12 protein-coding genes are annotated in these 13690 nt (G+C 71.7%); 9 read left to right on the forward strand and 3 right to left on the reverse strand.

The features are described 5' to 3' along the window. Positions 1-6: 6 nt before the first annotated feature. Positions 7-825, reverse strand: coding sequence for a 3-hydroxybutyrate dehydrogenase (locus ACN28C_RS17050; protein ID WP_422774416.1), 819 nt, complete (start codon positions 823-825; stop codon positions 7-9). Between the two features lie 224 nt (positions 826-1049). On the opposite strand from ACN28C_RS17050, the gene ruvC reads away from it, so the two are divergent. From ruvC to ACN28C_RS17090, 8 genes are all read left to right on the forward strand, one after another. Beyond that, positions 1050-1652 carry a crossover junction endodeoxyribonuclease RuvC gene (ruvC, locus tag ACN28C_RS17055; RefSeq protein ID WP_422774417.1) on the forward strand — a complete coding sequence of 201 codons (603 nt, stop codon included), beginning with the start codon at positions 1050-1052 and terminating at the stop codon, positions 1650-1652. Next, complete coding sequence (gene ruvA, locus ACN28C_RS17060) at positions 1652-2254, forward strand: Holliday junction branch migration protein RuvA (protein WP_422774418.1); 603 nt, start codon at positions 1652-1654, stop codon at positions 2252-2254. The genes ruvC and ruvA overlap by 1 nt, the downstream gene beginning before the upstream one ends. Beyond that, a complete protein-coding gene (gene ruvB, locus ACN28C_RS17065) occupies positions 2251-3318 on the forward strand; it encodes a Holliday junction branch migration DNA helicase RuvB (RefSeq protein WP_422774419.1) in 1068 nt (355 codons plus the stop codon). The genes ruvA and ruvB overlap by 4 nt, the downstream gene beginning before the upstream one ends. A 181-nt stretch (positions 3319-3499) precedes the next feature. Then, entirely contained in the window at positions 3500-3793 is a 294-nt protein-coding gene (gene yajC / locus ACN28C_RS17070; RefSeq protein WP_422774420.1) for a preprotein translocase subunit YajC, read from the forward strand. Between the two features lie 155 nt (positions 3794-3948). Continuing rightward, positions 3949-5859, forward strand: coding sequence for a protein translocase subunit SecD (secD, locus tag ACN28C_RS17075; protein WP_422774421.1), 1911 nt, complete (start codon positions 3949-3951; stop codon positions 5857-5859). A gap of 1 nt (position 5860) precedes the next feature. Then, positions 5861-7081 carry a protein translocase subunit SecF gene (gene secF / locus ACN28C_RS17080; RefSeq protein WP_422774422.1) on the forward strand — a complete coding sequence of 407 codons (1221 nt, stop codon included), beginning with the start codon at positions 5861-5863 and terminating at the stop codon, positions 7079-7081. A gap of 82 nt (positions 7082-7163) precedes the next feature. Next, entirely contained in the window at positions 7164-7727 is a 564-nt protein-coding gene (locus ACN28C_RS17085; protein ID WP_422774423.1) for an adenine phosphoribosyltransferase, read from the forward strand. Between the two features lie 465 nt (positions 7728-8192). Beyond that, positions 8193-10652 (forward strand): RelA/SpoT family protein, encoded by a 2460-nt coding sequence (locus tag ACN28C_RS17090; protein WP_422774713.1) that lies wholly within the window; start codon positions 8193-8195, stop codon positions 10650-10652. A 64-nt stretch (positions 10653-10716) separates the two neighbouring features. On the opposite strand, the gene ACN28C_RS17095 is transcribed toward ACN28C_RS17090, so the two are convergent. Next, positions 10717-11544 (reverse strand): peptidylprolyl isomerase, encoded by an 828-nt coding sequence (locus ACN28C_RS17095; protein WP_422774424.1) that lies wholly within the window; start codon positions 11542-11544, stop codon positions 10717-10719. Positions 11545-11623: 79 nt separating this feature from the next. Next, the gene (locus ACN28C_RS17100) at positions 11624-12583 is read right to left on the reverse strand and encodes a peptidylprolyl isomerase (RefSeq protein ID WP_422774425.1); all 960 of its coding nucleotides are present in this window, start codon (positions 12581-12583) and stop codon (positions 11624-11626) included. Positions 12584-12931: 348 nt separating this feature from the next. Between ACN28C_RS17100 and ACN28C_RS17105 the strand changes: the two genes are divergently transcribed. Continuing rightward, positions 12932-13684 (forward strand): MBL fold metallo-hydrolase, encoded by a 753-nt coding sequence (locus ACN28C_RS17105; RefSeq protein WP_422774426.1) that lies wholly within the window; start codon positions 12932-12934, stop codon positions 13682-13684. Positions 13685-13690 lie beyond the last annotated feature (6 nt).

Consider the following 13690-nt stretch of genomic DNA (forward strand, 5'->3'; position numbering starts at 1 on the left):
CGGCTCTCAGTTTGCCGTCCAGCCTCCGTCGAGCGGGATGGCGGCGCCGGTGATGAAGTCTGCGGCGGGGGAGCAGAGGTAGGCGAGCAGTTCCGCCACCTCCTCCGGCTCGATCAGCCGCTTGATCGCCGCCCGGGCCAGCATGATCCGCTCGATCACCTCGCTCTCGGCGATGCCGTGCGCCGCCGCCTGCGCGGAGACCTGGTCCTCGACCAGCCGGGTACGCACGTACGCCGGGTTGACGCAGTTCGCGGTCACCCCGTGCGCCGCGCCCTCCAGCGCCACGACCTTGGAGAGCCCCTCCAGGGCGTGCTTCGCCGAGACGTACGCCGCCTTGAACGGGGAGGCACGCAGCCCGTGCACCGATGAGATGTTGACGATCCGGCCCCAGCCGTGGGCGTACATGTGTGGCAGCGCGCGCCGGACGATCAGGAAGGGGGCCGTCACCATCACCCGATGCAGGTAGTCGAAGCGCTCCGGCGGGAACTCGTCGAGCGGTGCCACGTGTTGCAGGCCGGCGTTGTTGACCACGATGTCCAGGGCCGGGTCGATCCGCTCCGCCGCGTCCGGGGCGGCCAGGTCCAGCCCGACCGCCTCACCGCCGATCTGCGCGGCGACCTCCTCGGCCCGGTCGGCGTCCCGGTCGACCACCGTCACCTTCGCCCCGGCCGCCGCCAGCCGCACCGCACAGGCCCGGCCGATCCCGCTGCCGCCCCCGGTGACCAGCGCGGTCCGTCCCGCCAGGTCGAGCCGGACGACCTGCGAGGTGGCGTTCTGCCGCGTCCGGTGGGTGGCGTGGTCGTCCCGGCCGGGTTCTACCGTCATGGCCGAAAAAGGTACGAGCCGACCGGGCGGCGGCACATGGCTGCCGACCACACACTCCGGCGACGGGCTATGTGGCGCTTCCGCGGCTCCGGGATTGACGGCCGGCGGCTGTGATGATCGCCGGCCGTGATGATCGCCGGCGGGCGTGTCGGCGTTTCCCGCGTCGGGGCAGGCCAGTAGGGTGTCGAACACACGTACGTGCTGCGGCACGGGGAGGGGGCGGCGTGCGGGTGCTGGGCGTCGACCCGGGGCTGACCCGGTGCGGGGTAGGCGTGGTCGAGGGGGTGCCGGGCCGGCCCTGCAGCCTGGTCGCCTACTACGTGATCTACACCGATCCCGCCGACGAGCTGCCGCTGCGCCTGCTGCATTTGGACACCGAGCTGACCCGGCTGGTCGCCGAGCACCGGCCGCGCAGCGTCGCGGTGGAACGGGTCTTCAGCCAGCACAACGTCCGGACGGTGATGGGCACCGCACAGGCGAGCGCGATCGCCGTGCTGGCCGGGGCCCGGGCCGGGCTGCCGGTCCAGACCTACACGCCGAGCGAGGTGAAGGCGGCGGTCACCGGTTCCGGCCAGGCCGACAAGGCACAGATGATGTCGATGGTGACCCGGCTGCTGCGGCTCGCCGAGCCCCCCCGGCCGGCGGACGCCGCCGACGCGCTCGCGCTGGCGATCTGCCACATCTGGCGCGGTGGCACCCGGGCCCGGCTGGCGGCGGCAGCGGCCGGCGCGGTCCGGCAGCGGGCGGCGGCCCGGCTGCCGGCGGCCCGCCCCGACGGCGCCCGCCGGGCGGGACGGCCGGGGTCGAAGCGACAGGGAGGCACGTGATGATCGCCAGTGTCCGGGGTGTGGTCGCCGGGCTCTCCCCGGAGAGCGCGGTGATCGAGGTGGGCGGGGTCGGGCTCGCCGTGCACTGCGCGCCGGGCACCCTGGCCGGGCTGCGGGTCGGCGCGACCGCCCGGCTCGCCACCAGCCTGGTCGTCCGGGAGGACTCGCTGACCCTCTACGGCTTCGCCGACGACGACGCCAAGCAGCTCTTCGAGCTGCTGCAGACCGCCAGCGGGGTCGGCCCGCGGCTCGCCCAGGCGGTTCTCGCCGTGCATTCGCCGGATGTGGTGCGCAAGGCGATCGCGAGTGGTGACACCGGCACCCTGACCCGGGTGCCGGGGATCGGCAAGAAGGGCGCCGAGCGCCTGGTGCTGGAGCTGCGTGACCGGATCGGTCCGGTGCCGGTCGGTCCCGACGGCGCGGCCGGGGTCACCGGTGGCGCGTGGCCGGAGCAGGTGCGGCAGGCCCTGACCGGGCTCGGCTGGACGGCGGCCCAGGCCGAGCAGGCGGTGGCGGCGGTCGCCGAGACCGTCGACGATGAGGTCCCGCCGGTGCCGGTGCTGCTCAAGCAGGCGATCCGGCTGCTGGGCAGGACCCGGTGACCGAGCACGAGGGGCTGGTCTCGGCGTACGCCAGCGACGCCGAGCGGGACGCGGAGGTGACCGTACGCCCGAAGCGGCTCGCCGACTTCATCGCCCAGCACCGGGTGCGCGACCAGCTCGACCTGCTGCTGCGCGGCGCGATGGGCCGGGGCGCCCCGCCCGACCACATCCTGCTCTCCGGCCCGCCGGGCCTCGGTAAGACGACCCTGGCGAACATCGTCGCCGCCGAGCTGGGCACCGGGATCCGGGTGACCAGCGGCCCGGCGATCGAGCGCTCCGGTGATCTCGCCGCGATCCTGACCAGCCTGGCCGAGGGCGACGTGCTCTTCATCGACGAGATCCACCGGATCGCCCGGCCGGCGGAGGAACTGCTCTACAGCGCGATGGAGGACTTCCGGGTCGACGTGGTGGTGGGGAAGGGGCCGGGCGCCACGGCCATCCCGCTGGACGTGGAGCCCTTCACCCTGGTCGGCGCGACCACCCGGTCCGGGCTGCTCACCGGCCCGATGCGGGACCGGTTCGGCTTCGTGGCGCACCTGGACTTCTACTCCCCGGCCGAGCTGGACGTGCTGTTGCAGCGCTCGGCGCGGATCCTCGGGGTGCCGATCAGCGAGGAGGGCTCGGCGGAGATCGCCGGCCGGTCCCGGGGCACGCCCCGGATCGCCAACCGGCTGCTCCGCCGGGTGCGGGACTACGCCGAGGTGCGGGCGGACGGCACGGTGACCCGGGAGACCGCCCGGGCGGCGCTGCGCGTCTACGACGTGGACGAGCTGGGCCTGGACCGACTGGACCGGGCGGTGCTGACCGCCCTGGTCGACTCGTTCCGGGGCGGGCCGGTGGGGTTGTCGACCCTGGCGGTGGCGGTGGGGGAGCAGCCGGACACGGTCGAGGAGGTCTGCGAGCCTTTCCTGGTCCGGGCCGGGCTGCTCGCCCGTACGCCCCGGGGGCGGGTGGCCACTGAGGCCGCTTGGCGACACCTGGGACGTACGCCCCCTAATGGTACATTTGGCGCGAGCGGGTCGCGGGCGCCCGACCTCTTCTCCGCGGGATCGCCGGATGTGTGACCCGTTCGTGATCCGTACCTCATTCGGTGATTCTCAGGTGCAGCGACTAGACTCGCCGCGTTTGTACAGGACGTGAGTTCCTGCCTCCGCTCCGGCGATCGCCTGCCGTGACGAGGCCGATCGGAAGGTCGTAACAGTGCCTTTGGCAGCAACGGGCGGCGGTGGCGGAGCCAGCAGCTTCATGCCGCTCCTCATGATTGTCCTGCTCTTCGCCGTCATGTACTTCATGATGATCCGGCCGCAGCAGAAGCGGCGCCGGGAGGCCGAGCAGATGCAGGCCGCCATCGGTGCGGGCGACGAGGTGGTCACCATCGGCGGGCTCTACGGCACCGTCACCGGCGTGGACGACGAGACCGTCATGCTCGAGGTGGCGCCCGGCGTGCAGACCCGGTATGCGCGGCCGGCGATCGCCCGGGTCGTCAAGACCGCGGAGCGCATCGAGTCCGTGCCGGAGGAGGCCGACGCCAAGGAGTGACCGACCCGCCCGAGGGGGCCGGGTTGGCATCGAACATAATAGATTGACGAGCCGGTGGAACCCCACCGGTGCGGTACGCATGTCGCCGGACTCCGCCGGCGCCCGACCCGCCGCCCACCACTAGCGGCCGAACCGCGCAGGGAGACAGGAAAGCCGTGGCACCACCTCAGGGACAGATGCGACCCGGGCGGCAGTTGGCCGTACTCGGGTTGATCTTCACCGTCCTCTATCTCCTGGTGTTCTTCGCCGCCGGGGCCAAGGGAAGCTGGTCCGACCGGCTCGAGCCGAAGCTCGGGCTGGATCTCATCGGCGGCACCCGGATGACCCTGGAAGCGGCGACCGAGGCGGGCGAGGTGCCACCGGCCAGTTCGCTGGAGGAGGCCCGGGAGATCATCCAGGCCCGGGTGGACGGCCGGGGTGTCGCCGAGGCCGAGGTGGTCACCGAGGGCAACCGGAACATCGTGATCTCGGTGCCGGGGCAGAACGCCGATCTCAACGATGTCGGCACCCCGGCCGAGCTGCGCTTCCGCAAGGTGCTCAAGACCGCCGACGGTGGCGGCCCGGTCAACACCCAGCCGTCGCCCGGGGCCACCCCGTCGGGCAGCCCTGCCCCGTCCGGCAGCCCCAATCCGTCCGCCAGTCCCGATCCGTCGGCCAGCGCCAACCCCTCGGCGGGGGTGACGTCGTCGCCCGGCGGCGGCCAGGGCGGTGGGGCGCCGGCTCCGACGCCGAGCGCGACCGGTGGCGCCTCCCCCGCGCCGAGCGCCACTCCCAGCGCCGCTCCTGCCGACCAGAGCCTGGAGGCTCTGCGGGCGGCGGTGGAGCAGAAGGTCGGCCCGGAGGCCTGGGCCGCCGCGAGCGCGCTCCAGGCACCGGCTGACTACAGCGCCGACCCGGCGCTGGCCGAGAAGCTCGAGCCCTTCGCCGCGCTGACTCCGCAGGAGGTCCGGGTCCTGCCGGCGAACATCCAGTTCAACGTCCCGACCATCACCTGCGAGAAGCTCGACCAGCGAGCACCCGGCTCGATCAAGGACTCGTCACAGCAGGTGGTCGCCTGCGAGGGCGGCCAGGTGAAGAACCTGCTCGACGTGGCCAAGGTGGAGGGGACCGACGTCGACGACGCCAGCGGGGTGCTCGACCAGACCACCAGCCAGTGGGTGGTCAGCCTGGACTTCACCGGCGACGGTCAGAGCAAGTGGACCAACCTGACCCGCGAGGCGTACAACAACACCGACAGCCAGTGCGACCAGGCGGCCCTGGGCGACGAGGGCCGGTGCCGGGTGGCCGTGGTGCTGGACAACCAGATCATCTCCTCGCCCGAGATCCAGGGCGTGCTGACCGGCGACTCGCAGATCACCGGCAGTTTCACCCAGGCTTCCGCCAACGAGCTGGCCAGCCAGCTCCGCTACGGTGCCCTGCCGCTGACCTTCGAGCCCCAGGAGGCGCAGAACATCACCGCCACGCTCGGCACCGAGCACCTGCGGGCCGGCCTGCTCGCCGCCGGTATCGGCATGCTGCTCGTGATCATCTACGCGTTCTTCTACTACCGGCTGCTCGGCTCGGTGATCTTCCTGAGCCTGGTCCTCTCGGCCGTGCTGGTCTTCGGCGCGCTGGTGCTGCTCGGCCGGCAGATCGGTTTCACCCTGACCCTGGCCGGGATCGCCGGCTTCATCGTGTCGTTGGGTGTCGCCGCCGACTCGTTCGTCATCTATTTCGAACGCCTGAAAGACGAGATCCGGGAGGGGCGCACCCCGCGCAGCGCGGTACCCCGTGCCTGGGCCCGGGCCCGCCGGACGATCATCTCGGCGAACGCCATCTCGATCATGGCCGCCGTGGTGCTCTATCTCGTCTCGGTCGGCACGGTGCAGGGCTTCGCCTTCGCGCTGGGCCTGGCCACCGTCCTCGACCTGGTGGTCGTCTTCCTCTTCCGGCATCCGATCATGACGATGTTCGCGCGTACCCCGGCATTCCTGTCGCCGCGGGTCAGCGGGCTTGGACGGGCGCTGGAGTCCCAGGACGAAGACGACGCGCCGACGACCGGCAAGACCCGCTTGAAGGAGGCCTGAGATGAGCAGGAGTGGTCTTGCCGGCCGCCTGTACCGCGGCGAAGCCGGTCTGCAGATCGTCCCCCGCCGGAAACTCTGGTTCCTCATCTCCGGCGGTCTGGTCCTGCTGACCGTGTTGAGCTTCGTCGTCCAGGGCTTCACCCTGGGGATCGAGTTCCGGGGCGGCAACGAGTTCCAGGTGCCGACCAGCGTCGGCACCATGCAGCGGGCCGAGGAGGCGTTGCACACCGCGCTCGCCGACGAGTCGACGCCGGAGGGGCCGGCGGAGGTGGTCTCCGCCCAGCAGGTCGGCGACGCCACCTACCTGTTCCGGACCTCGCCGCTGGAGCAGCAGCAGGCCACCGACGTCCGCACCGAGGTCGCCAACGAACTCGGCATCCAGCCCGACGAGATCAGCGACAACCGGGTCAGTGCCGCCTGGGGTGCCCAGATCACGGAGCGTGCGCTCATCGGTCTGGTGATCTTCCTGGTGCTTGTCACCGGCTACCTGGTGCTCCGGTTCGAGCTGCGGATGGCGCTCGCCGCCGTCTCCGGTCTCGCCCTCGACCTGCTGCTCACCGCCGGGATCTACTCGGCGGTCGGCTTCGAGGTGACCCCCTCGACGGTGGTCGGCTTCCTGACCATTCTCGGTTTCGCCCTCTACGACACCGTCGTGGTCTTCGACAAGATCCAGGAGAACACCCGGGGCATCACCGGCGGCAGCACCCAGACCTACGCCGAGGCGGCCAACCTGGCGCTGAACCAGACCCTGATGCGGTCGATCAACACCTCGATCGTCGCCCTGCTGCCCGTCGGCGGCCTGCTCTTCATCGGTGCCGGCCTGCTCGGTGCCGGCACCCTGAAGGACCTCGGTCTGGTGCTCTTCGTCGGTATGGGTACGGCGTTCTTCTCCTCGCTCTTCTTCGCCACCCCACTGCTGGTGACGTTCAAGGAGCGGGAGCCACGGATCCGCCAGCACACCCAGCGGGTGCTGGCCCGCCGGGCCGGTGGCCGGGACGGCACCACGGTGCGCCGCCCGGCCCGGCAGCCCGGCCAGGCCCGGCAGGCCGGCCCGACAACGGCGGAGGAGTCGGCGGCCGAGGAGACCCCGGTGCCGGCGGGCGGGGCGAGTGCCCTGGCGGGCGCCGCGCCGAAGGTCGGGTCGCGGCCGTCGGGCAAGCGCTCCGGCGGCGCCCGGGGCGGCCGTTCCGGTGGCAACCGGCCCGGTGGCAAGCGGCGCTGAGCCGGACGGAGACGGACCAGAGGCGCCCGACAAGCCGCCACGCGCGGTGCGTCGGGCGCCTCTGCGCGGGAAAGGACGCAGTGTGACGGAGACCCCGACCGAGGTACGCGGCGACAGCGGCCCGGCCACCGCCCAGCTGGTGGCCAGCCGGGTGCTGGACGTTCCCGATTTTCCGAAACCGGGCATCGTGTTCAAGGACCTGATGCCGCTCTTCGCCGACGGTGCGGTTTTCCGGTCCGTCATCGACGGGATCGTCGACTATCACGGCCGGGACTCCTTTGACGTGGTGGTCGGGATCGAGGCGCGCGGCTTCGTGGTGGCGGCCGCCATCGCGTACGCCACCGGGGCGGGGGTGGTGCCGGTCCGCAAGGCCGGCAAGCTGCCCCGTGCCGCGTACGCCGCGTCGTACGCGCTGGAGTACGGCGAGGCGACCCTGGAGGTGCACCAGGACGCCTTCACGGCCGGGCACCGCGTCCTGGTGGTCGACGACGTGCTCGCCACCGGCGGGACGGCGCAGGCCACCCTCGATCTCGTCGAGCGGGCCGGTGGCACGGTCGCCGGCTTCAGCGTGCTGCTGGAACTGAGCTTCCTGAACGGCCGCGACCGGCTCGCTCCTCGACCGGTCCATGCCCTGTTGACCGTTTAGTTCTCGCCGTCCCTGCCGAGCCTAGCCGTACCCGCGGAGGACCGGCACCGGGTCGGCGGTGCGGGTACGATTGCCCTTCGTGGCGGGCCGGGACAAGCCCGGAACTGGCGCGAGACGGGGTCGACCGGCTACGGTCGGCTAATTCCCGGCGAGGTGTTGAGGAGGCCGGTGTCTCACGATGTCGCCCCTCCGGCGGAGGGCATGGTGCATCCCAGCAGCAAGGCTGATACCCCTGCCGACGTCGCAGTCAGCGCCGGTGGTGCCCAGCCCCCGGGCGGCGGATCCGCCCGGCACGGTGCGGTCGCGGGGCCGGCGACGTCGACGGCTGCCGCAGCGGAGCGCGCTCCGGTCGCCGCTGGAGGAGACGCCGCGCCCGCCGACACCACGCCGGGCCCGCCCGGCGGCTCTGCCGCGTCCGGTTCGCCCGGCGGCCCTGCCGCCGCGTCCGCTGCCGGCGGCGGTGTCCTGCCGGCCGTTCCGGCGGGCGGCAACGGTGTCCCCTCGGCCGCTCCGGCGGGCGGCAACGGGTCGGCTCCCGGGCCGACGGGTGCGGTGCCCGGATCGGGCGCGGTGGCTGCCCCGGGTGCGGCGCGCGGACCAGGTGCCACCGCCGAGTTCGCCGGGATGGCGAGCGACGTTTCGCAGCCACCGGCGACCAGCTTCGCCCTGGCCAACGCGCCGACCGGGCGCCGGGTCCGGGCCCGGCTGGCCCGGTTCAACGCCCCCTGGCAGACCCCGCAGGTGAGCGAGGTGCTGGAGCCGCTGATCGCAACGCACCGGGCATCCCACCCCAAGGCGGATGCCCGGCTGCTGCAACGCGCCTTCGACACGGCCGCCCGGTGGCACTCCGGGCAGTACCGCAAGTCCGGCGACCCCTACATCACCCACCCGCTGGCGGTCGCCACCATCCTGGCCAACCTCGGCATGGACACCACCACGTTGGTCGCCGCGCTGCTGCACGACACCATCGAGGACACCGACTACGGCCTCGACCAGATGCGTGCCGACTTCGGCGCCGAGGTCTCCCTGCTGGTGGACGGCGTCACCAAGCTGGACAAGGTCAAGCTGGGCGACGCCGCCAAGGCGGAGACGATCCGCAAGATGGTGGTCGCCATGGCCAAGGACCCCCGGGTGCTGGTCATCAAGCTGGCCGACCGGCTGCACAACATGCGTACCCTGACCTTCCTGCCGGTACCGAAGCGGGAGCAGAAGGCCAAGGAGACGCTGGAGATCCTGGCACCGCTGGCGCACCGGCTCGGTATGAACACCATCAAGTGGGAGCTGGAGGATCTGGCCTTCGCCAACCTCTTCCCGAAGCGCTACGAGGAGATCAACCGGCTCATCGGCGAGCACCAGCCGCAGCGTGAGGCACTGCTGCGGCAGGTGACCGAGAAGGTGCAGCACGACCTGCGGGCCGCCAAGATCAAGGCGGAGACCACGGGCCGGCCCAAGCACCTCTACTCGATCTACCAGAAGATGATCGTCCGGGGGCGGGACTTCAACGACATCTACGACCTGGTCGGCGTGCGGATCCTGGTCGACACGGTACGGGACTGCTACGCGGCACTCGGTGTGATCCACGCGAACTGGCAGCCCGTGCCGGGCCGGTTCAAGGACTACATCGCGATGCCGAAGTTCAACATGTACCAGTCGCTGCACACCACGGTGATCGGACCTTCCGGCAAGCCGGTCGAGATGCAGATCCGCACCTACGCGATGCACCGTACCGCCGAGTTCGGCATCGCCGCGCACTGGAAGTACAAGGAGAAGAAGGGCGAGACGGTCGTCGGGCCGCCGGCACACATCGACGAGATGACCTGGCTGCGGCAGCTGCTGGACTGGCAGCGGGAGGCGGCCGACCCGAGCGAGTTCCTCGACGCGCTCCGCTTCGACCTCTCCAGCCAGGAGGTCTACGTCTTCACGCCCAAGGGCGACGTGATCCCGTTGCCGACCGCCTCCACGCCGGTGGACTTCGCGTACGCGGTGCACACCGAGGTCGGGCACAAGTGCATCGGCGCGCGGGTGAACGGCAAGCTGGTGCCGCTGGAGTCGACGCTCTCCAACGGCGACGTGATCGAGATCTTCACCTCCAAGTCCGACACGGCCGGGCCGACCCAGGACTGGCTGGGCTTCGTCAAGAGCCCTCGGGCGCGGACGAAGATCCGACAATACTTCAACAAGGAGCGGCGCGAGGAGGCGATCGAGGCCGGCAAGGACGCGATCGTCAAGGCGATGCGCAAGCAGGGCATGCCGTTGCAGCGGATGTTGAGCACGGACAACCTGATGACCATCGCCCGGGATCTGCACCTGGCCGACGTCGCCTCGCTCTACGCGGCGGTCGGTGACAGCCAGGTCTCCGCGCAGTCCGTGGTGCAGAAGCTGATGGCCGGCTACGGCGGTGAGGAGGGTGCCGCCGAGGATCTCGCCGAGACCGCGGTCGCCACCCGCCCGCAGCGCCGGGGCAACAGTAACGACCCGGGCGTGGTGGTCCGGGGCGTCAGCGACGTCTGGATCAAGCTCGCCCGCTGTTGCACCCCGGTGCCGCCGGACACGGTCTTCGGCTTCGTGACCCGCTCCGGCGGGGTGAGCGTGCACCGGGACGACTGCGCGAACGCCGAGGACCTCAAGGCGCAGACCGAGCGGGTCGTCGAGGTGAGCTGGCGGCTCACCTCGGCCTCCACCTTCCTGGTCGCGATCCAGGTCGAGGCGCTCGACCGGCACAAGCTGCTCGCCGACGTGACCCGGGTGCTCTCCGACGAGCGGGTCAACATCCTCTCCGCCACGGTCACCACCACCCGGGACCGGGTGGCGGTCAGCCGGTTCAGTTTCGAGATGGCCGATCCCAAGCACCTCGGGCACCTGCTCGCGGCGGTCCGCAAGGTGGACGGCGTCTTCGACGCCTACCGGGTGACCTCGGGCGCCTGACGGCGCAGCGCAAACGGCGCGCCAACCCCTCGCGGGGTGGCGCGCCGCTGCCGTCGTACGGGGCTCAGCCGACCGGTTCGCTCATGGTCAGCGACCTGATCACCACTTCCTTCTTCGGGTGGCCGCCACCGGCCTGCTGGGCGAAGGCGCCATCGTCGCCGGCCGCGCCGACCTGGGCGACCAGGTCCAGCCCGCCGGTGACGGTGCCGAGCACGGTGTAGGAGGCGGGGAGCTGCGAGTCGCCGTAGACGATGAAGAACTGGCTCCCGGTGCTGGCGGGCTGTCCGGAGTTTGCCATCGCGATCACCCCGGCCGGGTAGGGCGGCCGCTTCTCCGTCGGCAGGTTTTCCTCGGCGAAGCGGTACGCCGGCCCGCCCGTGCCGTCGGTTTCCTTCCACGTGTCGCCGGTGACGCTCGGGTCGCCGCACTGGAGCACCTGGATCCCCTCGGTGACCAGGCGGTGGCACTTGGTGTTGTCGAAGAAGTTCTTCTCAGCCAGGTGGGTGAAGCTGGCTGCGGTGCAGGGCACGTCCCCCAGGTTGACCTTGGCGGTGATCGGGCCGAGGTTGGTGTCGATCGTCATCGTCTGGCTGCCGGTGTTCTTCACCGAGGTCGGCGGCACGCCGACGTCCTTGGTCGCCTCGTTGCGCTGCTCGGCGGGGATGTCGGTCCAGGTGCAGCTGGCGGTGCCCGCCTCGGTCGAGCTGTCGTTGTCGTCGCCCAGGCTCATCACCAGCCACACCGTGCCGGCGACCACCAGCAGCAACGCCACGCCGGCGCCGATGCTCGCCTGCAGCTGCCGGCGCTTGCGGGCGGCGGCGGCGCGCTCGGCCATCTCCCGTTCCAGCTTGGCCCGCGCCGCGGCGCGCTGCCGCTCTCTGGTGGACGTCACGGTGGCTCCTCCTGGACTATGTGCAGCGCGGCCGGGTCCGCGGCTGGGCTGGTATCTCTGAGCTGGTATCTCTGCGTTGTCAGGACTGTCCGGCGACCGTCGGGCTGGCCGGCGGCGCGGTCGGGGTCGCCGGCGGCGGCAGCACCTCCGGTTCACCGACCGTGAGGCTCTGGACCACCACGTCGGTCTTCGGCTTGATTTTGACGCCGGAACCATTGTCCACGGTTTCCATGGCACCGATTTTCTCGACCACGTCGAGCCCGGCGGTCACCCGGCCCACGATGGGATAGCTGGGCTGGGCGGGGCTGAAATCCTTGAAGAAGATCAGGAACTGGCTGCCGTTGGCGCCCGGTGGGTTCCCCATCATCGCCACGGTGCCGGCGGGGTAGGCCGGTTCGGCAGGCGAGTCGGCGGACGGGCTCACGCCGGCGGAGGGGCTGGCGTCGGCCGAGGGCTCCGTGCCCGGACTGGCGCTGGCGGAGGGGTCCGGGGTCGGGCTCGCCGCCGGCGCGTCCGGGACGTTCTCGCTGAAGAAGGTGTACGTCGGCCCGCCCTGCCCGGTACCGCTCGGGTCGCCGCAGCGCAGCGCTCCCTCGGTGGTCAGCTCGTGGCATGTGGTGTTGTCGAAGAACGACTGCCCGGCGAGGTGGGCGAAGCTCGCCGCCGCGCAGGGCGCGTTCGACAGGTTCAGCTCGACGGTGATCGGGGCGCCCTGGTTCGTCGTGATCGTCATCGGCCGGGTGCCCTCGGTGGGCACGTCGTCGGTGGGCGGGGTGCCGACATCTTTCAGGTTCGTGTTCGCCTGGGCGTCCTGGCTGGTCCAAGCGCAGGTGTCCGGGGTGGCGCTGTCGTCGGCGGGATCGCGGTCGAAGCCGCCGAGCGCCCAGAACGAGCCCAGCACGATCAGCAGCAGCGCGACGGCGGAGCCGATGCCGGCCCGGATCTGCCGCTTGCGCCGGGCGGACGCCGCCCGCCGGGCCATCTGCCGGTCGAGCTTGGCCCGCGCGAGTTTGCGCTGCCGGTCCCTGCTGGAAGCCACCCGCGCTCCCCTTTCATCTGCCCCTGGTCGTCGTCCTGCCCATGCGCGCCGTGCCGGTGGGCGTCCTGGCCGACGGCACGACGGGCCGCTCCGGCGTCGAGTGCGCCACGCCACACGCCCGCCAGAGTGTACGGGTACTGGCTGGGAATGTGTTGTACGAGGTCACCCGGAAGCAATCGGAGATTATCACTGTGTCTCCCGACGCCGGTCGGGGCGGGTGCACAGCGGAGGCCGGCCGCGCGCGGCGCCCGATATGGTGGGGCCGACGTGTGATTGGCCCCGGAGTGAAAATGTGATTGGCACCAGAGGGACAACCGCTACTCAGACGGTGGACGGAAGGGAGCGGACGTGCTAATCGCCGGTTTTCCCGCGGACGCGTTCGGCACCAACTGCTATGTGCTGGCCACCGCCCCCGGGGAACAGTGTGTCGTCGTCGACCCCGGCATCGGGGTGCTGGACCGGCTCGACGCGCTGCTCGTCGAGCACCGGCTGCGGCCGGCGGCCGTGCTGCTGACCCATGGTCATCTCGACCACACCTTCTCGGTCGCGCCGGTCTGCGGCGCCCGGGGGATTCCCGCGTACGTGCACCCGGGCGACCGCGAGCTCCTCGCCGACCCGGCCAAGGCGCTCTCGATGGACCTGACCCAGCTCTTCAGAGGGCGGCTGCCCTACGCCGAGCCGGAGGACGTCGCCGAGCTGACCGACGGCGCGACCCTGGCCCTGGCCGGGTTGGAGATCACTGTCGACCACGCCCCGGGCCATACCGGCGGGTCGGTGCTGTTCCGGCTGCCGGGCGTGGGCCCGGCCGTCCGGTCCGACCTGCCCCTTCCACCCGGCGTGGAGTGGGCGGCGGAGCAGATCTGCCTGGCGGGCGACGTGCTCTTCGCCGGGTCGATCGGCCGCACCGACCTGCCGGGCGGCAGCCTGCCGACCATGGTGACGAGCCTGCGGGAGAAGGTCCTCCCGCTCGCCGACGACACCGTCGTGCTGCCCGGCCACGGCCCCGCGACCAGCATCGGCCGCGAGCGGGCGAGCAACCCGTACCTGATCGAGGTCGCCGGCCTCGACGGGCCGCGGGCCGCGCCCACCCGGGGCTGGTAATCCCCG

Source organism: Plantactinospora sp. WMMC1484, assembly GCF_049315195.1.
Lineage (GTDB): Bacteria > Actinomycetota > Actinomycetes > Mycobacteriales > Micromonosporaceae > Plantactinospora.